Consider the following 22,117-nt stretch of genomic DNA (forward strand, 5'->3'; position numbering starts at 1 on the left):
GCCTGGCGGCCGGATCCCGGCGCGAACCTCAGCGCAGTGAGTACGGCGCCAGCTCGCCGGCCAGGTCGCCGTTCGCCCGCCCGCGGATCACGGTGCCCTCACCGGTGTGCTCCAGGTGGTCGATCTCGCCGTGCTGGTGCATGCGGTTGACCAGGTCGCCGCGCTCGTAGGGCAGCAGCACCGCGACCTCCACCGAGGGTCGCGGCAGGTCGGCCTCGACCGCGCCCAGCGCCTCCTCGATGCCTGCGCCGGTGCGCGCGGAGACCGCGACGGCGTGCGGCTCGGTACGCAGCAGTCGCTGCACCACCAGCGGATCGGCGAGGTCGGTCTTGTTGACCATCACCAGCTCCGGTACGTCGGCCGCGCCGATCTCGGCGAAGACCTCCCGCACCGCCGAGAGCTGTCCCTCCGGGTCGGGATGCGACCCGTCGACCACGTGCACGATCAGATCGGCGTCGGCGACCTCCTCCAGGGTCGATCGGAACGCCTCAACGAGCTGATGCGGCAGGTGGCGGACGAATCCCACCGTGTCGGACATGGTGTAGACCCGGCCGTCGGAGGTCGTCGTACGCCGCGTGGTGGGGTCCAGGGTGGCGAACAGCGCGTCCTCCACCAGCACGCCCGCGTCGGTGAGCCGGTTGAGCAGCGAGGACTTGCCGGCGTTGGTGTAGCCGGCGATGGCGACCGCGGGGATCTTGTGCCGACGGCGGCTGGCCCGCTTGGTGTCGCGGGTCGACTTCATCTCGCGCAGATCGCGGTTGAGCTTGGCGATCTTGGTGTTGATCCGGCGCCGATCGGTCTCGATCTTGGTCTCACCGGGGCCGCGGCCACCGATCCCGGCGCCGCCGGCGACCCGGCCGCCGGCCTGGCGGGAGAGGTTGCCGCCCCAACCCCGCAACCGCTGCTTCATGTAGTTCAGCTGGGCCAGCTCGACCTGGGCCTGGCCCTCCCTGGACTTCGCGTGCTGGGCGAAGATGTCGAGGATCAGCGCCGTCCGGTCGACCACCTTGACCCCGAGCCGGTCCTCCAGGTTGCGCAGCTGGCTGGGGGCGAGCTCGCCGTCGGCGATGACCGTGTCGGCACCGGTGGCCTGGACGATCTCCTTGATCGCCTCCACCTTGCCCCGGCCGATGTAGGTCGCCGGGTCGGGTGCCTGTCGCCGCTGGTAGACCGCCTCGAGGACCTCCGAGCCGGCGGTCTCGGCGAGCAGCGCCAGCTCGGCCAGGGAGTTCTCGGCATCAGACTGGGCGCCGCCGGCCCAGACGCCGACGAGCACCACCCGCTCAAGGCGGAGCTGGCGATACTCGACCTCGGTGATGTCCTCGAGCTCGGTGCGCAGGCTCGCGATGCGCCGCAGGGCGTGCCGCTCGGCGAGCTCCAGGGCGCCGGAGGTGGGATCGGCCTCGGCGTCGGCCTCAGGGTCGGACTCGGGATCGGCGTCATCGGCGTACCCGGAGACGAGGTCCCCGGCGTCGTCCGGCTCGTCCCAGCCGACGGTGGCCTCGAGCTCGGTCTCGAGAGAGAAGTCAGGTGCGTTAGTCATACCCGGACAAGACTACGTTCGCCCCGGTCATCGAGGCGAACCCTTTCCCTGCTCACCGGGCGGCCACTCACTTCGGTGGCAGCCGGATGCCCCCGTCGACCCGGATGGTCTCACCGTTCATGTAGTCGTTGGTGATCAGCTCGATCGCCATCCGGGCCAGCTCCGCGGGCGCGCCGAGGCGCTTGGGGAAGAGCACCGAGGCACCGAGCTGGGCCTTGAACTCCTCGGGGTCGGGGAACGAGTTGTAGATCGGGGTGTCGATCAGCCCCGGGGCGATGGTGTTGACCCGGATGCCGGCACTCGACAGGTCGCGGGCCAGCGGGAGGGTGAGACCGACGACGCCGCCCTTGCTCGCGCTGTACGCCGCCTGCCCGGTCTGGCCGTCGAAGGCCGCCACGCTGGCCATGTTGACGATCGCGCCGCGACCGTTGTTGGCGTCGGGCTCGTTGCGGCTCATCACGGTGGCCGCCTGCCGGACCATGTCGAAGGTGCCCAGCAGGTTCACCCGGACGACGCTCGCGAACGTGTCCATCGGGAACGCCGAGGCGATCTCGCCGTCGCGACCGATGGTGCGGACCGCGGTGGCGATGCCGGCCGAGTTGACCAGCGCCCGCAGCGGCGCGATCTCGCCGGCCCGCTCCACCACCTCGGTGATCTGGGCGGAGTCGGTGACGTCGAGGTGGGCGAAGACTCCGCCGATCTCGCCGGCGAGCGCCTCGCCCGCCTCGTCCTGCAGGTCGGCGATGACGACGCGCGCCCCCGCCGCCGCGAGCGCGCGGGCGCAGGCCTCGCCGATCCCGGAGGCGCCGCCGGTGACGATCGCGGTGGTGTTGGTCAGCTCCATGGCCCGGAGCCTAACCGGACTCCTGTCCCGCCCATGGCGGGGACGGGCACCGGATCAGAGGTCGGTGTGACCGGTCGCCACCAGGGCGGCGGGTCCGGCCAGCAGCACCCGGTCCTCGTCGGTCCAGGTCACGCCGAGCCGCCCGCCCGGCACCTCCACCAGGTACGTCGCCGCGCCACCCGCACCACCGGCGCCGTCGGCCTCCATCGCGGCGAGTGCCGCGGCTCCGACGCCGGTACCGCAGCTCCGGGTCTCCCCCACCCCACGCTCGTGCACCCGCATCCGCAGCCGCCCCTCGCCGGCCCGCTCGACGAACTCCACGTTGACGCCGTTCGGGTATGCCGCCGGGTCGTGCCCGGGTGCGCTGGTGAGGTCGAGGGCGCCCAGGCAGGCGTCGAGGAAGACGACCGCATGCGGGTTGCCCAGGTCGATCCCCCGGGCTCGCCAGGTCCGGTCGGATGAGGTCACCTCGATCTGGGACCAACCGGTGAAGCCCGGGCGACCGAGGTCGACCGTCCACTCGCCCGCGCCGTTGCGATGCAGGCTCCGGTCGCCGGCGCGGGTGGCGACGGTGAGCCCGTCCGGGTCGGCCAGGCCCGCGCGGCTGAGGTACTCGGCGAAGACCCTGGTGCCGTTGCCGCACATCTCGGCGCGGCTGCCGTCGGCGTTGCGGTAGTCCATGAACCACTCGGCGGCGCTGGCGGGTCGATCGGCACCCGGATAGGCCGCGGTGCGGACCACCCGGAGCACCCCGTCGGCACCGATCCCGGCGTGCCGGTCGCACAGCGCCCGCACCCGATCGACGCTCAGCTCGCCGTGGACGCTGCCGTCGGGGTCCGGCAACAGCACGAAGTCGTTCTCGGTGCCGTGGCCCTTCACGAACTCATAGCCCGGACCCGACATCAGTAGAGCGCCTCGGCGTAGCGCGCGCCGTAGTAGCTGTCCAGCTCCTCCGGGCTGCGAGGGTCGCGGTCGACGGTCCGGGCGAGCACCGCTCGCGGTGGCACCCGGTCGGTGGGATGCCAGGTCTCGGGGTCCCACAGACTGCTGCGCAGGAACGCCTTGGCGCAGTGGTGGAAGACCTCCTCGATGTCCACCACCAGCGCCAGGATCGGGCGTCGGCCACGGATCGCCATCTCCTCGAGGAACGGCGCCTCCCTGATCAGCCGGGCCCGGCCGTTGATCCGCAGCGTGTCGCCGCGCCCGGGGATCACGAAGTTGACGCCGACGTGCGGGTTGACCAGCACGTTCTTGTATCCGTCCATCCGCCGGTTGCCCGGGCGCTCGGCGATGGCGATGGTCACCTCGTCCAGGACGTGCACGAGTTGTCCGGCCGGGTCGCCCTTGGGCGAGACGTCCAGGTTGCCCAGCTCGTCGCCGGTCGCGACCATGCAGAAGGGCGTCGCCGCCAGCCAGTCGCGGTCGGCGTCGACCAGGCTGCGGCGCACCTTGTCCCGCACCCGCGGCAGCGGCTCCCCGACCAGGTCGACAAGCTCGTCGAGGGTCTCGATCTCGGTCCAGCTCACCGCTCCAGCCTACGGCCGGAGGCCACCTGCCGCGCGCTCACCGTGGCGGTGACGGCCGCCAGCGCCGTGGCCAGCCGGTCGGGGTCGTCGAAGCCGACCCAGACGATCCGCGGATCCTTGCGGAACCAGGCGTCCTGCCGCCGAGCGAAGCGCCTGGTGGCGCTCACCGTCCTCGCCCGCGCCTCGGCCTCGCTCAGCTCACCGGTGAGCAGGGCGATGACCTCGCGGTAGCCGATCGCCATCGCCGCCGTGCGACTCTGCGCCAGGCCGGCGGTGAGCAGTGCCTCGACCTCGGCCACCAGACCGGCCTCGAACATCTCGGCCACCCGCTGCTCGATCCGCGCATCCAACGTCGGCCGGTCGATGTCGACGCCGATCTGGACGGTCGCGGGATCGGCGTACTCCAGCCGCGGCAGCGAGGCGGTGAACGGTCGTCCGGTCAGCTCGATGACCTCCAGCGCGCGGACCGTACGGCGCGCGTTGCCGGACTCGATCCGGGCCGCCGCCTCCGGGTCGAGTCCGCGCAGCCGGTCATGGAGGACCTGCGGACCCTCCTCGGCGAGCTCGCGCTCGAGCCGAGCACGGACCTCGGGCGCGGTGCCGGGAAAGTCGAACCGGTCGATCACCGCGCGGGTGTAGAGCGCGCTGCCCCCGACGAGTACCGGGGCGATCCGTCGGGCGCGAAGATCGGCCATCACCGACCGCGCCCGCTGCTGGAACTCGGCGACGCTGGCCGGCTCGGTGACCTCGAGGAGATCGAGCAGGTGGTGCCGGATCCCGCGGCGCTCCGCGGTCGGCAGCTTCGCCGTACCGATGTCCATGCCGCGGTAGAGCTGCATGGCGTCGGTGTTGACGATCTCCCCGCCGAGCGCCTCGGCGAGATCGAGCGACAACGCGGTCTTGCCCGTCGCGGTGGCCCCGACGACGGCCACGATCGGCACGATGTTCACCGAGTTCACCGACGATGACCTATTGTCCAGCGATGCCATGTGATTAGTGTGTCCGGTAACGGTTCCGTCTCGAGAACCACCGACTCCCAGGGGGATGCATGAGCTTCATCGACAAGGCCAAGGACGCGCTCGACGAGGCGAAGGACAAGCTCGGCGACGTGGTCGACAAGATCGGCGGCGACAAGGTCTCCGACGGCATCGACAAGGCGGCGGACACCGCCGACGACAAGACCGGTGGCAAGTTCAGCGACCAGATCGACACCGGCGCGGAGAAGGCCAAGGACGCCGTCGAGGGCCTCGACAACAACTAGATAGACACCCACCCCGATGGCGCCGGCGACCTCTCGTGGCCGGCGCCATCGTCGTCGGCGCCGTCCGGGCGCTCGGTGCGCTCAGCCGCAGACCGGGGCGGCCGGCAACGGCTCCGGTACGCCGACCGACGGCATCCCCAGCCCCACCGATCGGGTCCCGCCGGACTCCGCGGGGCGGGCCTGGCGGGCCGCCCAGGCATCGCCCGAGCGGGTCGCGCGCACCGACCTGACCGGGCCGTCCGCCACCAGATGGTGCGGGGCGGCGTAGGTGACCTCGACGGTGACCATGTCCCCCGGCCGCACCTCGATCGGCCGTCCCGCGGCGTCGAGGGCGGAGAAGTGCACCAGCCGGTTGTCGGGCGCGCGGCCGGAGAGCCGATGGGTCTCGGCGTCCTTGCGCCCCTCGCCCTCGGCGACCATGAGCTCCAGGGTCGCCCCGACCAGCCGCCTGTTCTCCGCCCAGGCGATCTCGTTGACCACCTCGACCAGCCGGCCGTAGCGATCCTTGACCACGCCCGGGTCGACCTGGCCGGGCAGGTCCGCGGCAGGCGTGCCGGGCCGGATCGAGTACTGGAAGGTGAAGGCGGAGGAGAAGCGAGCCCGGCGCACCACGTCGAGGGTGGCGGCGAAGTCCTCCTCGGTCTCGCCGGGGAAGCCGACGATGATGTCGGTGGTGATGGCGGCATGCGGGATCGCGGCCCGGACCCGCTCGATGATGCCGAGGTACCTCGCGGAGCGGTAGGAGCGGCGCATCGCGCGCAGCACCGCGTCCGAGCCGGACTGCAGCGGCATGTGCAGGCTGGGCATCACGTTGGGGGTCTCGGCCATCGCCTCGATCACGTCGTCGGTGAACTCGGCCGGGTGCGGACTGGTGAACCGGACCCGCTCGAGACCCTCGATCTCACCGCAGGCGCGCAGCAGCTTGGAGAACGCCTGCCGGTCGCCGAACTCGACCCCGTAGGCGTTGACGTTCTGGCCGAGCAGGGTGACCTCGGTGACGCCCTCGGCGACCAGCGCACGGATCTCGGCGAGGATGTCGCCGGGACGGCGATCCTTCTCCTTGCCGCGCAGGCTGGGCACGATGCAGAAGGTGCAGGTGTTGTTGCAGCCGACCGAGATCGACACCCAGGCGGCGTAGGCCGACTCGCGCTTGGTCGGCAGGGTGGAGGGGAAGACGTCGAGGCTCTCGAGGATCTCGACCTGGGCCTCCTCGGCGATCCTGGCCCGCTCCAGCAGCACCGGCAGCGCGCCGATGTTGTGGGTGCCGAAGACGACGTCGACCCAGGGCGCCCGGGTGGTGATGGTCTCGCGGTCCTTCTGGGCCAGACACCCGCCGACCGCGATCTGCATGCCCGGGCGGGCGGCCTTGATCGGCGCCAGGTGACCGAGGTTGCCGTAGAGCTTGTTGTCCGCGTTCTCCCGGACCGCACAGGTGTTGAAGACGACCACGTCGGCCGACGAGCCATCCGCCGCGGCGACGTACCCGGCATCCTCCAGCAGCCCGGAGAGGCGCTCGGAGTCGTGGACGTTCATCTGGCACCCGTAGGTGCGGACCTCGTAGGTCCTCGGTGGCGCGGCGCTGCTCATAACCCCCTCAGCCTACGGCGAGCGGCGAGCGGTCGGGGAACCGCGAAGCTCGGCCCGGGCGGGCTCAGCGCTTCTTCGGCGTCACCCAGAGCCTGATCACGCCCTCGATGACGACCGTGCCGTCGTCTCGCACACCGCGCACCCGGACCGGCAGATCGGGGTCGTCGGCGGTCCACTGTCCCGGGTCCGTCTCGGCGATGCAGGTGATGTCGCTGGTCGCCTTGGCGGTGTAGGCGACCTCCATCCCCTTGGGGATCCAGCGCTTGTCGGCGGGGATGGTCGCCTCGGCGAGGGCACCCATCGCCATCTCCAGTCCGTTGCACAGCGCGATGGCATGCACGGTGCCGAGGTGGTTGTGGACCGACCTCCGGTTCGGCACCACCACCTCGGCGTAGTTCGGCCGCAGCTGGTTGACCAGCGGGTGGATGGAGCCGAAGTACGGCGCCTTGCGGGCGAAGGCGAGGCTGAAGACCCGCTTGCCGGCGAGACGCCCGGCGACGGGCGCGCCCGTCAGGATCTTCCAGAGGTCGTAGAGCTGCGGCATGACCTCATGCTACTCATCGGTAATCGACCGCCACGTCGCCGGTCGGCCCGGCGCCCTCGCTACCCCTCGGCGACCACCCAGACGACCTCGATGCGGTTGCCGAACGGGTCGTGGACGTGGAATCGCTGGAAGGCCTCGGCGTTCTCGCGCTGCGACCAGTCCACGTCGTGGCCGAGCTCGGCCAGATGGTCGCCGAGCGCCTCGAGTTCGGCCTCGGAGTCGACCGCGAGGGCGGGATGCGCCCGCCGCGGTGGGCGGTGCGGATCCTCGACGCCGAGGTGGATCTCGGCACCGCCCGGCGAGCGGAACCAGACCCCACCACGCCGGGCCAGCTCGGCCGGCTTGGCGATCTCGGTCAGGCCCAGCCCGGTGGCATAGAAGTCTCGCGCCCGGTCCTCACCGCCGGCCGGGAGCCCGACCTGGACGTGATGGAGCCTCATGCCGGCCTCCGTGCGACGACGAAGATCCGCCGGAACGGCAACGTCACCCGGCCGGCGCGCACCGGATAGGCCGCCGCGAGGCGGCGGCGCAGCTCGGCGCTGAACTGCGGCCACAGCTCGTCGGGCAGCGCGGCCGCCGTGGGCCGCAGGCTGGTGCCCGAGATCCAGTCGAACACCGGGTCCTCGCCGGTGAGCTGATGCAGATAGGTGGTCTCCCAGGCGTCGACCTCCAGGCCGAGCGCACGCAACGCGTCGAGGTAGACGACCGGATCGTGCGAGGCCGGCGCCGCCAGGTCGCCGGTGTAGGCGTCGTACGGCGGCTCGGCGGCCAGTTCGGCACGCAGCACGTGACTCGGCTCGGCGAAGTTGCCCGGCACCTGGAAGGCGAACCAGCCGCCGGGCGCGACGGTCCGCACCAGCGCGGGCAGCAGCTCGAGATGCCCGGGCACCCATTGCAGCGCCGCGTTGGAGACGAGTACGTCGATGCCCGCCGGCGCCGCCGAGGACGCCCAGTCGCGCAGATCGGCGATCTCGAAGGAGGCCTCCGGACGCCCGGCACGGGCCTTGGCGATCATCGCCGCACTGCTGTCGACCCCGTGGACCCGCGCCCCGGGCCAGCGGGTGGCGAGCAGGGCGGTGAGGTTGCCGGGGCCGCAGCCGAGGTCGACCACCGTGGCGGGCTCGACGGCCGCGATCCGCGCGATCAGCTCGACGAACGGGCGGCCGCGCTCATCGGCGTAGGCCAGATAGCGATCCGGATCCCAGGCCTCGGACATGGCGCCTCCCAAGTCTCTTGATATCGAGATATATCCACTCTGCGACACCGTCTTCTCGATGTCAAGATTCTCGATGGATCCGTCATCGGCTAATCTCGGATCGTGCGGGACGAGGTGGATGACCTGAGCGAGGCGTGGGCACGCGAGCGCCCCGACCTCGACGTCGCGCCGGTCGCCGTCTTCTCCCGGCTCTCCCGACTCTCCCGGCATCTCGACCTCGCCCGGCGCGACGCCTTCACCGCACACGGCATCGAGTCCTGGGAGTTCGACGTGCTGGCGGCACTGCGCCGAGCCGGGACGCCGTACGAGCTCTCGCCCGGGCGCCTGCTGCGCGAGACGCTGGTGACCAGCGGCACCATGACCAACCGGGTGGACCGGCTGACCGCGCGCGGCCTGGTGGAGCGTCTGCCCGACCCGGCCGACCGCCGCGGCGTACTCGTCCGGCTCACGCCCGAGGGCAAGGCGGCCGTCGATGGCGCCTTCGGGGCGCTGCTGGACGCCGAGCGCACCTTCCTCGGCGAGCTCGACGCTCGTCAGCAGGATCAGCTGGCCGGGCTGCTGCGGCGGCTGCTGGCGCCGTTCTCCGGCTGAGCCGGCTATTCCAGGAGCTCGGCGGCCGCCAGCCACTCCAGCTCGAGGTCCGCCCGCTGCTTCGCCGCGGCGTCCAGCTCCGCGCTCAGCTCGGCCAGCCTGGCGTAGTCGCTGGCGCTCTCCGCCATCGCGGCGTTGAGCTTCTCCTCCCGTTCGGCGATCCGCTCCAGCCGCCGGTCGACCCGAGCGATCGTCTTGCGGGCCTCGCGCTCCTCGGCCGAGCCCGCGCGGGCCTTGGCCGGCGTATCGGCCGACTCGGCGGTTCCAGGGACCGACTCGCCGGTTCCGAGGGCGGACTCGCGGGTTCCGAGGGCGGACTCGCGGGTTCCGAGGGCGGACTCGACGTGGCGTCGCTCGAGGTACTCCTCGACCCCGCGGGGCAGCATCGAGATCTGCCCGTCCCCGAGCAGAGCCCACACCGAGTCGGTGACCCGCTCCAGGAAGTAGCGGTCGTGCGAGACCACGATCAGGGTGCCCGGCCAGCCGTCCAGGAAGTCCTCGATCACGGTGAGGGTCTCGATGTCGAGGTCGTTGGTGGGTTCGTCGAGCAGCAGCACATTGGGCTCCTCGAGCAGCAGCCGGAGGAGCTGGAAGCGCCGGCGCTCGCCGCCGGAGAGGTCGCCGACGCGGGCGACGAGCTTGTCCCCGGTGAACCCGAAGCGCTCCAACAGCGCGGTCGCGCTCAGCTCCTGGCCGTCGAGCGTCTTGGTCACCCGCCGCAGCGACTCCAGGGTGGGCAGCACCCGTGCCTCCGGGTCGGTCGCCTCGACGTCCTGGGTCAGATACCGCAGCGCGACCGTGCGTCCGTGCCGCACCCGCCCGGCGACCGGCGCCAACGAGCCGGCGAGCAGGGAGAGCACCGAGGTCTTGCCGGCGCCGTTGACCCCGACGATCCCGATCCTCATCCCCGGACCGATCCGCCAGGTGGCGTGGCGCAGCAGCGCGCGCTCACCGCGCACCAGATCGACGTCCTCGACGTCGATCACGTCCTTGCCCAGCCGCTGGGTGGCGAACCGCTGCAGCTCGAACCGGTCCCGTGGCGGTGGCACGTCCTCGATCAGCTGGTTGGCCGCCTCGATCCGGAACCTCGGCTTGGAGGTGCGGGCCGGTGCCCCGCGGCGGAGCCAGGCGAGCTCCTTGCGCACCAGGTTCTGGCGGCGTGTCTCGCTGGCGCTCGCCTGTCGCTGTCGCTCGGCCTTGGCCAGCACGAACGCCGCATACCCGCCCTGGTAGATGTCGACCGCGCCGTCGTGCACCTCCCAGGTCCACTCGCACACCGCGTCCAGGAACCAGCGGTCGTGGGTGACCACGACCACCGCGCAGCCGCGGCGCGCCAGGTGCCGCGCCAGCCAGGAGACCGCCTCCACGTCGAGGTGGTTGGTCGGCTCGTCGAGCACCATCAGGTCGTGGTCACCGAGCAGCAGCTCGGCCAGCGCACAGCGACGGCGCTCGCCGCCGGAGAGCCCGAGTACGGCGCGGTCGAGCTCGATCCCGACCAGCAGCTCCTCGACGACCTCCCGGGTGCGTGGGTCGGCCGCCCACTCGTGGTCGCTGCGCCCGCGCAGCACCGCCTCGCGGACGCTGTGGGTGTCCTCCAGCCGGTCGCCCTGGGGCAGGTAGCCCACCAGCAGGCCGCGCCGGCGCGACACCCTGCCCCGGTCGGGCTCGGTCAGGCCGGCCATCACCTCCACCAGGGTGGTCTTGCCGTCGCCGTTGCGGCCCACGATGCCGACGCGGTCGCCGGCGTTGACGCCGAGCGAGACGTCGCTCAGCAGCGGCCGGACGCCGTACGACTTCCCGACGTGTTCGAGGTTCACCAGATTCGCCATGTCGGACCCATTCTCCGCTACGCGACAATGGCTGCCATGAGCGCGTCGATCGACCCGACCCTGTACCGCACCGTGATGGGGCACCACCCGACCGGCGTGGTGGTGGTGACGGCCCTGGTCGAGGACGCGCCGGTGGGCATGGTGGTCGGCACCTTCAGCGCCGTCTCGCTCGACCCGCCGCTGGTCTCCTTCCTGCCGCAGCGCTCGTCCCGGACCTACGCTCGGCTGCGCGACGCCGAGACGTTCTGCGTGAACGTGGTGGCGGCCGACCAGCTCGAGCTGTGCCGCACGCTGGCGGGTCGTGCGCCGGACAGGTTCGACCGGATCGCCTGGACGACCTCGCCGTACGGCGCCCCGGCTCTGGACGGCGTGGTGGCGCGGGTGCACTGTCATCTCGCGCATCGGATCGAGGCCGGCGACCACGACATCGTGATGTGCGCCGTCGACGGGATGGAGGTGGTGCGCTCGGTGGCGCCGCTCATCTTCTTCTCCGGCCAGTACGGCCGCTTCTCCCCCGCGACCCGCTCGAACGCCGAGGACTGGCTGGAGTTCGCCGACTTCGTGTGAGGCCGAGGATCCGGCCGACTCCGATCTCGACCGACGAGTCCGGCCTCAGCCAATGAGCCCGGTGAGCTGGTGGGCGCCGGCCACCGGGCCCGGCGCGACCCAGACCCGCTCGTGACCGAGGCTGCCGAGCTCGGCGGCCAACAGCCGGGCATGGGTGGCGTCGCGGGCCAGCAGCAGGACGGTGGGGCCGGATCCGGAGAGCAGCGTGGCGAGCGCACCGGCCGACCGACCGTGGGCGAACGTACGGCCGAGATCGGGCCGTACCGCGAGGGCGGGCTCGTGCAGGTCGTTGGCGAGGCTCGCGGCCAGCCGGTCCGCCTCACCGGCGGCGAGCGCCGCGAACAGCGCGGCCGGGATCACCGGGTCGTGGGCGGTGCCGGTGTGCTCGTCGAAGGCACGGTAGACCGCCGGGGTGGACAGGCCGGTCTCGTTGCCGACGACGACCCACCACCAGCTGCCGCGATCGGCGACCGGTTCGACGAGCTCGCCGCGCCCGTGGCCGCTGGCGGTCCCGCCGAGGAGGGCGAAGGGCACGTCGGAGCCCAGGTCGCCGGCGAGTGCCAACAGCTCGTCCTCCGGCGTGTCCAGCTCCCAGAGCCGGTCGAGCGCGAGCAGCGTCGCCGCGGCGTCGGCCGAGCCCCCGGCCAGGCCACCGGCGACCGGGATGCCCTTGTGGATCGCGATCGCCGCGGCCCGGTCCAGACCATGCCGGGCGGCCAGTGACCGCCCGGCCCGCACCGCGATGTTGTCGGCGCCGAGCGGGACCTGGTCGCCGGCGATCCCCGGGGCGGCCTCGATGGAGACCGACCACCGGTCCGCGTCCGCGACGGTGACGTCGTCGTAGAGGCCGATCGCCTGGTAGACGGTGGCCAACGGATGGAACCCGTCGGGCCGCACCGGGCCGACCCCCAGATAGAGGTTGATCTTCGCCGCGGCGCGGACCGTGAGGCCCGGGTCGGCACTCACCGCGTGATCTCCCGGATCTCCTCCGCGATCCGGACGAACTCCGCGATGCCCAGCGCCTCGCCACGGGCCATCGGATCGACGCCGGCCGCGACCAGCGCCGCCTCCGCCCCCTCGGCGGAGCCGGCCAACGACCGGAGCGCCCCTCGGAGCGCCTTGCGGCGGTGGGCGAAGGCGGCATCGACCACGGCGAAGACCTGCTCGCGGCCGACGGCGGTCGACGGCGGATCGCGATGGGTCCAGGCGACCAGACCGGAGTCGACGTTCGGGGCGGGCCAGAACACGTTCCGACCGATCGCCCCGGCCCGGCGGACGTCGGCGTACCAGGCCGCCTTGACGCTCGGCACTCCGTAGGTACGGCTGCCGGGCTTCGCGGCCAGCCGGTCGGCGACCTCGGCCTGCACCATCACCAGCCCCCGGCGCAGGGTGGGGACCAGCGCCATCAGGTGCAGCAGCACCGGGACGGAGACGTTGTAGGGCAGGTTGGCCACCAGCGCCGTGGCCGGCGGCCCGGGCAGCTCGGCGACCCGGAGCGCGTCGGCGGTGACCAGGCCGAAGTGCGCCGACCGGTCCGGGGCGAACTCGGCGATGGTGCGTGGCAGCCGCCCGGCCAGCACCGGGTCGATCTCGATGGCGGTGACCCGACGGGCGACCTCGAGCAGCGCCAGAGTCAGCGAGCCGAGGCCGGGACCGACCTCGATGACGACGTCGTCGGATCCGACCCCCGACTCGCGCACGATGCGTCGCACCGTGTTGGCGTCGATCACGAAGTTCTGGCCCCGCTGCTTGGTCGGCCGCAGGTCCAGCTCGGCCGCCAGCGCCCGGACCTCGGTCGGTCCGAGCAGTCGCGGCGCTGTCATAGGGGGCACCCTAACCGGCCCCGGGGACTCCACCTCCCGCGGGGAAGAGATCGATCAGCGGCGATCAGGCGAGCTTGCCGCAGACCGGCCAGGCGCCGTACCCGCCGGAGGCGTCACGCACCTTGGTGGCGATCCGGATCTGCTCGGCGCGACTGGCGTTGGACGGCAGCCCGGTGCCGCCGTACGCCTGCCAGGTGCCGAGGCTGAACTGCAGCCCGCCGTAGTAGCCGTTGCCGGTGTTGGCGGCCCAGTTGCCGCCGGACTCGCACTGCGCGATCCGGTCCCAGGCGGTGTTGCCGCTCGCGTAGTTGGTGGTCGCCGGCTTCTCCTTGGTGCCGACCTTGACCACGCGCGGCGTCGCCTGGGTGAGGACCCGCTGCGAGACGACCTTCTTGTTCGCCAGCTTGCCGTTGCGGTAGGTGAGCCGGTAGGTCACCGTGCGGGCACCGTCGCTGCCCTCGTCGACGACCTTGGTCTCACCCTGGTAGAGCGAGGCGTCGTCGTGCTCGACGGTCGGGGCGGCGATGGTCTCGTGCACGCCCCGCTCGACCTTGGTCGAGTAGTCGGTGTACACGATGGTGTCGCCATTGCGCAGCTTCGCGCCGGGGCGCGGGGAGACGGTGTCGCGGCCGGTCGGGCTCACGTGCAGCTCCCGGAGCGCATCGCGCACGGTGAGCGCGGTGACGGTCCGCTTCTCGGTCGGCGCGCCGGCGAGGCGGACCCTGACCTGCTTGGGGGTGACCACCTCGAGCGCCAGCCCGTCGCGGCCGATGGAGGCGTCGCGGCTGGTGGACAGGTCGGCCGCCGAGCCGAACCCCCGGCCGATCTCGTCCAGCGCGCTGCGCACGTCGGTGGCAGTCACCCAGTAGGTCTGCTTCTGGCCGTCGACGTTCAGCGCGAGCGGTCGGCCGTAGTCGACGGTGATGGCGCTGCCGTCCTCGACCTTCGTGTCGAGACCGGGCGCGACCAGGTCGTGCTGGCCGACGGTGATGCCCTCGTGGTCGAGGACGTCCGCGACCGTATGCGACATCGAGGAGACCTCCTGGGTCCGGCCGTCGACGGTCAGCTTCACGTCGGTCTTGAGGGACTGGTAGCCCCAGGTCGCGCCGCCGACCGCCACCGCACCGGCAGCAACCAGCCCGATGACCACTGGCCTGCTGCGGCGGGAGTGCGAGAACCGACTGAGTGCGGTGATGGGTCTCACCAGCGCGCGACCAAGGGCCGAGGTGTTGCGAGAGGGCACAATGCTCCGATGTTCGTCCTGCCCGGGCACAGGCGGTGCCGACGCTCCTGAGGCCCCCCTCAGCGCCGAACCGTAGGTCCCGATCCCGGCCGTTCGGTGATCCAGCCCAACAAACATCGGGCGCCAAATGCAAGTCGCCGGGTGGCATTTAACCCTGGCGCGCCGCCCTGCGAGGGGTTGGCGTCCGGTACGACGGCGTACCACGATCGGTGCCCGAACCCTGCCCGAGCCGTACCTGGTGCTGAGAGTGGCCTCGCTCGGCCACCCGGATTTCGCTCATCCGTACGTGTCGAGCCGCTGATCGCCGCAAGAGTTCCGGACGGGATGCAGATCTGCCACAGATACGGAGCGAGATTAAAGAATCCTGAGAGCACCTTTACTAGCGCTCAGGAATCTGGTGGGGTTCGAGGGGCGGTCACCCATGGTGCCGTCCGTCACGTGAGATTCGGCCGCGTGACGTACCGAGATTCGGAGGAACGATGAATCGACGCTTCATCAGCGTCCTGAGTGCGATGGCCCTCGCGGGCGCGATCCCCGCGATGGTCGGCCAGTCCCCGGCGAACGCGGTGGACAGCTCTCATGGCGATACGAACGCAGCGCACACCACGCCTGCGAAGCAGGACGACAAGCCCGACGCGCTCAACAGCAAGCGGCGGGCCCTGAAGCAACGGGCCGCCTCGATGGTGGCGACCGGCGAGGCGACCGCGGTGCGCAAGCACGGCAGCAAGGTCGTCAACCTCGGCACCGCCACCAAGGCCAACTGGGTCGAGTACGAACCGACCGAGACCGCGCAGCTGCTCACCTTCCTGGTCGACTTCGGCGACGGCGAGGGCAACTCGGCCTACCCGGAGAACACCGCGGGTCCGGTGCACGACGAGATCCCCGAGCCGGGCGAGGACGACAACTCCACCTACTGGGAGTCCGACTTCTCCGCCGAGCACTACCAGGAGATGTTCTTCGACGGGCTGGCGGACCAGGACGGCGAGTCGTTCCACCAGGTCTACCAGGAGATGTCCAGCGGTCGCTTCGACCTGCAGGGCGACGTCTCCGACTGGGTGAGCGTCGACCACCCCGAGTCCTACTACCAGAGCGCGACCGGCGACGAGACCGCCACCGCGATGAAGAACTACATCCAGGACACCGCCAACGCCTGGTACGACGACCAGGTCGCCGACGGCCGGTCGAAGGCCGAGATCAAGCGCTACCTGGAGTCCTTCGACGTCTGGGACCGTTACGACTACGACGGCGACGGCAACTACAACGAGCCGGACGGCTACATCGACCACTTCCAGGCGATCCACGCCGGCGAGGGCGAGGAGGCCGGCGCGGATCCGTGGACCATCTGGTCCCACCGCTGGGCGGCCAACGCCTCCGGGACCGACGGACCCGAGGACTTCCCGGCCTCCGACCACGTCGGCGGCGTCCAGATCGGCGACACCGGCCTCTGGATCCGTGACTACACCACCGAGCCGGAGAACGGCGGGCTGGGCGTCTTCGCCCACGAGTTCGGTCACGACCTCGGCCTGCCCGACTACTACGACACCGCCGGCGGGGACAACTCCACCGGCTACTGGACGCTGATGAGCTCCGGCTCCTGGCTGGGCCACGGCGGCGACGCCATCGGCACCACCCCGAACCAGATGGGTCCGACCGAGAAGCTCTTCCTCGGCTGGCTGGACTACGCCAGCGTCGAGGCCGGCGAGTCCGCGAAGGTGACCCTCGGCCCGAGCTATCACGACACCGGCACCGACACGCCACAGGCATTGGTGGTGAACCTGCCGGACGGGTCGACGACCTATGACGTCGGCTCCGGCAGCTCCGGTACGACGTTCCTGTACTCCGGCTCCGGCGACGACCGGACCGCGACCGCGGTCAGCCCGGACATCGTGGTGCCCGACGCCGGTGAGCTGACCGCCAAGGTGAACTACGACCTGGAGGCGGAGTACGACTTCACCTACGTCGAGGCGTCGACCGACGGGGGCTCGACCTGGACGATCCTGCCGACGAACCTGTCGGACCCCGACTTCAACAACGGGATCGACGGGACCTCGGACAGCTCCTGCGACACCAACTGCGCCGACACCGACCCCGCGGAGTGGGTCGACCTGACCGCGGACCTCTCCGACTACGCGGGCCAGACGGTGAAGCTGCGCTTCCGGACCGCCAACGACGGGGGCGTGCACTACTACGGCTTCGCCGTCGACGACCTGGCCGTCGGGTCGGCGTACTCGACCGACTTCGACACCTTCGACGACTGGACGGTCAAGGACTACTACGAGATCAGCGACGGCACCTACTCGGTCACCTACCAGCGCTACTACGTCGCCGAGAACCGGCAGTTCCTCGGCTACGACACGACGCTGGGTCAGGGGCCGTACAACTTCGGGTGGCCCTACTCGGCACCGAACAAGGTGGAGCACTACTCCTACGAGCCGGGTCTGCTGGTCTGGTACGCCAACGGGCTGTACGACGACAACAACACCAGCACCCACCCCGGTGGTGGCCAGGCGCTGCCGGTCGACGCACACCCGAGGTCGTACGCGTTCTCCAACGGCGACTATGCCAATGCGCGCCTGCAGGCGTCCGACGCGACGTTCGGCCTGACCCCGACCGAGGCGGTCACGCTGCATCGCGAGACCGACGAGCACGGCACGATGGCGCTGCTCAAGCGTCCCTCGCTGCCGGCGGTCTCGGAGTTCGACGACGCCGACTCCTACGCCTACTACGACGCTGCGACGCCGGAGAAGAGCACGTTGGTCGCCGGGACGGGCACGGTCATCCGGGTGCTCGGCCAGGACTCCGAGGCGAACACCATGACCGTCCAGGTCGGCCGCGAGGCACCGATGAACGAGAAGGCCCCGACCATCACCGGCACGCCGATGGTCGGCAAGACGCTGACCGCGCACGCCGGGTCCTGGTCGCAGGAGGTCACCTCCACGTTCACCTGGTACGCCGGCAGCTCCCGGGTCGGCAGCGGCGCCACGTTGAAGCTGACGCCGGCGACCGCCGGCACGATGATCACCGTGGTCGAGACGGCCACCGGCGACGGGACCGTCGACGGCACCGCGACCTCGGCCGCCACCGAGGCGGTCGCCTCCGCCCCGACCAGGACGGCCGTCCGGGCAGGGGCGGCCAAGGCCGGCGCGAGGTCCACCGCGACCGTCACCGTGACCGCATCGGGCCTGGTCCCGACCGGTTCGGTGAAGGTCACCTACGCCGGCACGGTGGTCGCGGCGAAGGCGGCCCTGCGGAGCGGGAGGGTCACCGTGACCCTGCCCGCCAAGAAGGCCGGCAGCTACCGACTGGTCGCGAGGTACGTGCCGGCGAAGGGGTTCGCGGCGAGCAGCGGGACGGTGAAGGTCACGGTGAGGAGGTGACCTGAGCCATACGCCGAGCACCGAGCGGCCGGGGCCGGCTCCCACCGAGTCGGCCCCGGTCCGTCGGTGTCCGCTACCACTCGCCGCCGAAGGCGGCGACGGTGTTGGCCTCGATGACGCCGCAGAGCTCGGCCAGATCGTCTCCGCGCAGCTCGGCCATCGCCCGCATGGTGAGCGGGATCAGGTAGGAGGCGTTCGGGGCGCCCCGGTGGGGGGACGGGGTGAGGAACGGCGCGTCGGTCTCCACCAGGATCCGGTCCCGGGGCGCGACCAGCAGCGCGTCGCGCACCGGCCGGGCGTTCTTGAAGGTGACGGTGCCGGCGAAGGAGAGGTAGGCGCCCCGGTCCAGACAGGCGCGGGCGACGTCGGGGTCGCCGGAGAAGCAGTGCATCACCCAGCGGTCGGGCGCTCCTTCGGCGTCGATCACGTCCAGCACCGCCTGGTGGGCGTCCCGGTCGTGGATCACCAGGGTCTTGTCCAGCCGCTTGGCAAGGTCGATGTGCCGGCGGAAGGACTCGACCTGGGCGGCCCTGCCCTCGGGCGGCGTACGGAAGAAGTCGAGGCCGGTCTCCCCCACCGCCCGCACGCGGTCATGGGCCCCTGCCAGCGCCTCGATCTCGGCCAGGGCGGCCTCGAGGCCGCCGTCGGCGGGATGCAGCGGCGCGTCGTTGGGATGCAGCGCCACCCCGGCCACCAGCGCCGGATGGGTCGCAGCCGCCTCGACCGCCCAGCGGGCGCCGGGCAGGTCGCAGCCGATCTGCACGATCCGGGTGACGCCGGCCGCGGCGGCACGGGCCAAGGCCTGGGTCAGCGGGAGTCCGTCGCCGTCTCGAGCGATGTCGAGATGGCAGTGGTTGTCGATCACCGGCGCCGGCAACGGCTCCGGTGACGGCGGGTAGCCGGGTGTCGGTGACATGGCTCAGGCCTCCTCGGTCGGGCTCGGGTCCTTGTGCACGGCGTCGTACACCAGGCGCTTGGGCACGCCGGCGAGCCGGGCGACGTCGAGGATCGCCTCCTTCCGGCCGGTGCCCTCGGCCTCGAGGTCCGCGACCGCCGCCCGCAGGCTCGCCGGGTCGGTCGCGATCGGGCGCACCGGTGCGGCGCCGGCGACCACGATGGTGACCTCGCCGCGGACGCCGTCGGCGGCCCAGTCGACCAGGTCGGCCAGGGGCCCGCGACGCACCTCCTCGTGCGTCTTGGTCAGCTCGCGGCACACCGCTCCGACGCGGTCCCCGCCGAAGGCGTCCCGCATCGCCGCGAGGGTGGCCTGCGTGCGATGCGGCGCCTCGAAGAAGACCATGCTGCGCTCCTCCGCGGCGAGCGCCGCCAGTCGGCGCGCGCGCTCGCCGGCCTTGCGCGGCAGGAAGCCCTCGAAGCAGAACCGATCCACCGGCAGCCCGCTGACCGCGAGCGCGGTCAGCACCGCACTGGGACCGGGGACCGCCGTCACCGCCACGTCGTGCTCGACCGCCGCGGCGACCAGCCGGTAGCCCGGATCGGAGACGCTGGGCATCCCGGCATCGGTGACCAGCAACACTCGGCGGCCGGCCAGCAGCTCGGCCAGCAGAGCAGGAGTCCGGGCCTGCTCGTTGCCCTCGAAGTAGGACACGATCCGGCCGCCGATGCTCACCCCGAGCTCACCGGCCAGCCGCTTGAGCCGACGGGTGTCCTCGGCGGCGACCACCTCGGCACCGGCCAGCTCCGCCGCCAGCCGAGGCGGGGCATCGCCGATCTGGCCGATCGGGGTCGCGGCGAGCACCAGGACTCCGGTGCGGTCGGCTGCCTCGCTCACGACCCCGATTGTGTCAGCCACTCGTGTCAGCCACACCGCCACGGCTAGGTCCGGCACGTAGAGTGACGCCCCGTGACGGTCGGATCTCAGCAGGCGGAGCGCGTCGTCGGGCTGTCCCGCACCGCGCATGGGGCCCCCGTCCCGTCGGCCTGGCGGCGCGCGGTACGGCGACTCGACGAGGCTCCGCTCCACGGCTGGATCGCCTCGCTGGCGGTGACCCTGCTCGCCTTCGGGCTGCGGGTGTGGCACCTGGGCACGCCGAAGCTCTTCGAGTTCGACGAGACGTACTACGCCAAGGACGCCTGGTCGATGCTCCACTTCGGCTACGCGAAGAACTACCTCTCCGACGCGAACGACAAGATCCTCGAGGGTCACACCCTCAACCAGTTCGGCAGCGGTCCGGAGATGACCGTCCACCCCGACGTCGGCAAGTGGTTGATCGCGGCCGGGGAGAAGCTCTTCGGGATGGACCCGGCCGGCTGGCGGGCCGCGTCGTGTCTGTTCGGCTCGCTGATGATCCTGCTGATCATCAGGCTGACCCGGCGGCTGACCGGCTCCATGCTGCTCGGGCTGCTGGCCGGCGTACTGATGACCTTCGACGGCCTGGAGTTCGTGCTCAGCAGACTGGCGCTGCTCGACATCTTCGTCGCGTTCTTCGTGCTGCTCGCGGTGCACTGCATGCTGTTGGACCGCGACTGGGCACGGGCCCGGGTCGCGGCCCGGGTGCCGGTGGCCTATACCGCGAGCTCGGACTGGGGACCGGTGCGCTCGCTGCTGTTCCGGCCGTGGCTGCTCGCCGCGGGGGTCAGCTGGGGGCTGGCCTGTGGCTCCAAGTGGGAGGCCGCCTACCCGCTCGCCGGCTTCGGCCTGCTCTACCTGGCCTGGTGCGCCGGGATGCGGCGCTCCTTCGGCGTCCGGCTGGCCTGGCTGAAGACGTTCCTGGTCGACGGGATCCCCGCGTTCCTCCACCTGGTCGTGGTGGCGCTGGTCGTCTACGTGGCCACCTGGATCCCGTGGATGATGCACGCGAACGTCTTCGAGGAGAACCTCTCCTCCACCCAGTACACCCAGTACACCGGTCACGGGCACTGCGACGGCGAGACCTACGTCTCCGACGACCCGGACACCGACGCCCGCTGGCCGACCGCCACCGAACCCGACGCCAGCGGACTGGGCGAGGTGTGGCAGTCGCTGCGCTCGCTGTGGTACTACCACGAGGACGTCTACACCTTCCACACCCACTTCCTGCAGTGCGCCACCCACACCTACGCCTCCAACCCGGCCGGCTGGCTGCTGCTCAACCGGCCGGTCGGCGTCGCGGCCGAGAACGGCATCAAGCCGGGCAAGCAGGGCTGCACCGCGGCCGCGAACGACACCTGCCTGCGGCAGGTGCTGCTGCTCGGCACGCCGACGCTGTGGTGGGTCGGCTGCGTCGCGGTGGTGGCCTCGCTGATCTTCTGGATCGGCGCCCGGGACTGGCGGTTCGGCGTGGCGGTGGTCGGGGTGGCGACCACCTGGCTGCCCTGGCTCCAGTACGACGACCGACCTATCTTCTCCTACTACACCATCGTCACCCTGCCGTTCCTGGTGCTCGCTCTCTCCCTGTGCGCCGGGAAGCTGATCGGGTACGGACGCACCGTCACCAACCGGCGGCTGGTCGGCGCGGTCGGGGTCGGCGCGTTCGTGGTGCTGGTGATCGCCAACTTCGCCTGGTTCTGGCCGATCTACACCAATGCGCTGCTCACCAGGTCCGACTGGCTGGACCGGATCTGGTTCCATCGCTGGATCTGACCGGGCGCACCCGACCGGGCTCTCCTGACGCAGCCGACCGGGTCGACCCGGTCACATCGACGGCGCCCGCCGTCGGGCCGGTCCGAGCGGTGGCGGTGCACCGGGGCAGAATCCGCTGTCATGAGCAGCCCCACGCCCCGCCGTACCGTCGCCACGCTCGCCCCGGTGCACGCGGGCCTCTGCTTCGCGGGCGACGTGGTCTGCGTGCTGCTCTTCGCGCTCGGCGGGCATCAGTCGCACGAGGCGTCCAGCTCGCAGTTGGTCACTCTGCGCATCGCCTGGCCGTTCCTGGTCGCCTGCGCGCTGGCCTGGCTGATGCTCGTGTGGCGCTCGTGGGACGCCCGCAGGATCGTGCCGGCCGGAGTGACGGTCTGGCTGACCACGTTCGTGGTCGGGATGGCGCTGCGGCTGGTCTCGGGGCGCGGGGTCGAGCTCGCCTTCCTGATCGTCTCGCTGGTCTTCCTCGGCCTGACCATGATCGGCTGGCGGTGCGCCGCCGGGCTCCGGCGCCGCTGAGCTCGGAGCTGGCCGCGGCCCGGTCACCGGCCTGGCCGGGCTCTCACCGGGCCGCCGGGCGCCACCA

Annotated in this window: 21 protein-coding genes; 6 read left to right on the forward strand and 15 right to left on the reverse strand. The window is 71.5% G+C overall.

Going from position 1 to position 22,117, the window contains the following annotated elements; genetic code table 11:
* Nucleotides 1-28 precede the first annotated feature (28 nt).
* The 5 genes from hflX to miaA all read right to left on the reverse strand — a co-directional run bounded on the left by hflX (nt 29) and on the right by miaA (nt 4,902).
* Nucleotides 29-1,543 carry a GTPase HflX gene (gene hflX / locus QM638_RS10270; RefSeq protein ID WP_415141874.1) on the reverse strand — a complete coding sequence of 505 codons (1,515 nt, stop codon included), beginning with the start codon at nt 1,541-1,543 and terminating at the stop codon, nt 29-31.
* 67 nt (nt 1,544-1,610) lie between these two features.
* Nucleotides 1,611-2,387, reverse strand: coding sequence for an SDR family oxidoreductase (locus QM638_RS10275; protein WP_415141875.1), 777 nt, complete (start codon nt 2,385-2,387; stop codon nt 1,611-1,613).
* A gap of 54 nt (nt 2,388-2,441) precedes the next feature.
* Complete coding sequence (gene dapF / locus QM638_RS10280) at nt 2,442-3,290, reverse strand: diaminopimelate epimerase (RefSeq protein ID WP_415141876.1); 849 nt, start codon at nt 3,288-3,290, stop codon at nt 2,442-2,444.
* Entirely contained in the window at nt 3,290-3,913 is a 624-nt protein-coding gene (locus tag QM638_RS10285; RefSeq protein WP_415141877.1) for an MSMEG_1061 family FMN-dependent PPOX-type flavoprotein, read from the reverse strand. Before QM638_RS10285 ends, dapF begins: the two co-directional genes overlap by 1 nt.
* Nucleotides 3,910-4,902 carry a tRNA (adenosine(37)-N6)-dimethylallyltransferase MiaA gene (miaA, locus tag QM638_RS10290; protein ID WP_415141878.1) on the reverse strand — a complete coding sequence of 331 codons (993 nt, stop codon included), beginning with the start codon at nt 4,900-4,902 and terminating at the stop codon, nt 3,910-3,912. The genes QM638_RS10285 and miaA overlap by 4 nt, the downstream gene beginning before the upstream one ends.
* A gap of 59 nt (nt 4,903-4,961) precedes the next feature.
* Here miaA and QM638_RS10295 point away from each other — a divergent pair, with 59 nt between their 5' ends.
* Entirely contained in the window at nt 4,962-5,174 is a 213-nt protein-coding gene (locus QM638_RS10295) for an antitoxin (protein WP_415141879.1), read from the forward strand.
* An 81-nt stretch (nt 5,175-5,255) separates the two neighbouring features.
* Here QM638_RS10295 and miaB read toward each other — a convergent pair whose 3' ends face one another.
* The 4 genes from miaB to QM638_RS10315 form a co-directional block, all read right to left on the reverse strand.
* The gene (gene miaB / locus QM638_RS10300; RefSeq protein WP_415141880.1) at nt 5,256-6,761 is read right to left on the reverse strand and encodes a tRNA (N6-isopentenyl adenosine(37)-C2)-methylthiotransferase MiaB; all 1,506 of its coding nucleotides are present in this window, start codon (nt 6,759-6,761) and stop codon (nt 5,256-5,258) included.
* 64 nt (nt 6,762-6,825) lie between these two features.
* Nucleotides 6,826-7,305 (reverse strand): hotdog fold domain-containing protein, encoded by a 480-nt coding sequence (locus QM638_RS10305; protein ID WP_415141881.1) that lies wholly within the window; start codon nt 7,303-7,305, stop codon nt 6,826-6,828.
* A 59-nt stretch (nt 7,306-7,364) separates the two neighbouring features.
* A complete protein-coding gene (locus tag QM638_RS10310) occupies nt 7,365-7,745 on the reverse strand; it encodes a VOC family protein (protein WP_415141882.1) in 381 nt (126 codons plus the stop codon).
* Entirely contained in the window at nt 7,742-8,521 is a 780-nt protein-coding gene (locus tag QM638_RS10315; protein WP_415141883.1) for a methyltransferase domain-containing protein, read from the reverse strand. Before QM638_RS10315 ends, QM638_RS10310 begins: the two co-directional genes overlap by 4 nt.
* A gap of 102 nt (nt 8,522-8,623) precedes the next feature.
* Between QM638_RS10315 and QM638_RS10320 the strand changes: the two genes are divergently transcribed.
* A complete protein-coding gene (locus QM638_RS10320; RefSeq protein WP_415141884.1) occupies nt 8,624-9,112 on the forward strand; it encodes a MarR family winged helix-turn-helix transcriptional regulator in 489 nt (162 codons plus the stop codon).
* A gap of 5 nt (nt 9,113-9,117) precedes the next feature.
* Here the strand turns inward: QM638_RS10320 and QM638_RS10325 are convergent, their stop codons facing one another.
* Nucleotides 9,118-10,941 carry an ABC-F family ATP-binding cassette domain-containing protein gene (locus tag QM638_RS10325; RefSeq protein ID WP_415141885.1) on the reverse strand — a complete coding sequence of 608 codons (1,824 nt, stop codon included), beginning with the start codon at nt 10,939-10,941 and terminating at the stop codon, nt 9,118-9,120.
* A gap of 36 nt (nt 10,942-10,977) precedes the next feature.
* Here QM638_RS10325 and QM638_RS10330 point away from each other — a divergent pair, with 36 nt between their 5' ends.
* Nucleotides 10,978-11,508 carry a flavin reductase family protein gene (locus QM638_RS10330; RefSeq protein ID WP_415141886.1) on the forward strand — a complete coding sequence of 177 codons (531 nt, stop codon included), beginning with the start codon at nt 10,978-10,980 and terminating at the stop codon, nt 11,506-11,508.
* A gap of 45 nt (nt 11,509-11,553) precedes the next feature.
* Here QM638_RS10330 and QM638_RS10335 read toward each other — a convergent pair whose 3' ends face one another.
* The 3 genes from QM638_RS10335 to QM638_RS10345 all read right to left on the reverse strand — a co-directional run bounded on the left by QM638_RS10335 (nt 11,554) and on the right by QM638_RS10345 (nt 14,535).
* Nucleotides 11,554-12,474 (reverse strand): 4-(cytidine 5'-diphospho)-2-C-methyl-D-erythritol kinase, encoded by a 921-nt coding sequence (locus QM638_RS10335; RefSeq protein ID WP_415141887.1) that lies wholly within the window; start codon nt 12,472-12,474, stop codon nt 11,554-11,556.
* Nucleotides 12,471-13,331, reverse strand: a complete 861-nt coding sequence (gene rsmA / locus QM638_RS10340) for a 16S rRNA (adenine(1518)-N(6)/adenine(1519)-N(6))-dimethyltransferase RsmA (protein ID WP_415141888.1) — start codon at nt 13,329-13,331, stop codon at nt 12,471-12,473. Before rsmA ends, QM638_RS10335 begins: the two co-directional genes overlap by 4 nt.
* Nucleotides 13,332-13,395: 64 nt before the next feature.
* Entirely contained in the window at nt 13,396-14,535 is a 1,140-nt protein-coding gene (locus QM638_RS10345) for a transglycosylase family protein (protein WP_415141889.1), read from the reverse strand.
* A gap of 518 nt (nt 14,536-15,053) precedes the next feature.
* On the opposite strand from QM638_RS10345, the gene QM638_RS10350 reads away from it, so the two are divergent.
* Complete coding sequence (locus tag QM638_RS10350) at nt 15,054-17,951, forward strand: immune inhibitor A domain-containing protein (RefSeq protein ID WP_415141890.1); 2,898 nt, start codon at nt 15,054-15,056, stop codon at nt 17,949-17,951.
* Nucleotides 17,952-18,024: 73 nt separating this feature from the next.
* Here the strand turns inward: QM638_RS10350 and QM638_RS10355 are convergent, their stop codons facing one another.
* On the reverse strand, nt 18,025-18,867 hold the full coding sequence (locus tag QM638_RS10355) for a TatD family hydrolase (RefSeq protein WP_415141891.1): 843 nt from the start codon (nt 18,865-18,867) through the stop codon (nt 18,025-18,027).
* A gap of 3 nt (nt 18,868-18,870) precedes the next feature.
* Nucleotides 18,871-19,743, reverse strand: a complete 873-nt coding sequence (rsmI, locus tag QM638_RS10360) for a 16S rRNA (cytidine(1402)-2'-O)-methyltransferase (RefSeq protein WP_415141892.1) — start codon at nt 19,741-19,743, stop codon at nt 18,871-18,873.
* Between the two features lie 72 nt (nt 19,744-19,815).
* Here rsmI and QM638_RS10365 point away from each other — a divergent pair, with 72 nt between their 5' ends.
* On the forward strand, nt 19,816-21,534 hold the full coding sequence (locus tag QM638_RS10365) for a dolichyl-phosphate-mannose--protein mannosyltransferase (protein ID WP_415141893.1): 1,719 nt from the start codon (nt 19,816-19,818) through the stop codon (nt 21,532-21,534).
* Between the two features lie 120 nt (nt 21,535-21,654).
* Complete coding sequence (locus QM638_RS10370; RefSeq protein ID WP_415141894.1) at nt 21,655-22,050, forward strand: DUF3054 domain-containing protein; 396 nt, start codon at nt 21,655-21,657, stop codon at nt 22,048-22,050.
* Nucleotides 22,051-22,117 lie beyond the last annotated feature (67 nt).

The organism is Nocardioides sp. (assembly GCF_047606145.1).
Lineage (GTDB): Bacteria > Actinomycetota > Actinomycetes > Propionibacteriales > Nocardioidaceae > Nocardioides.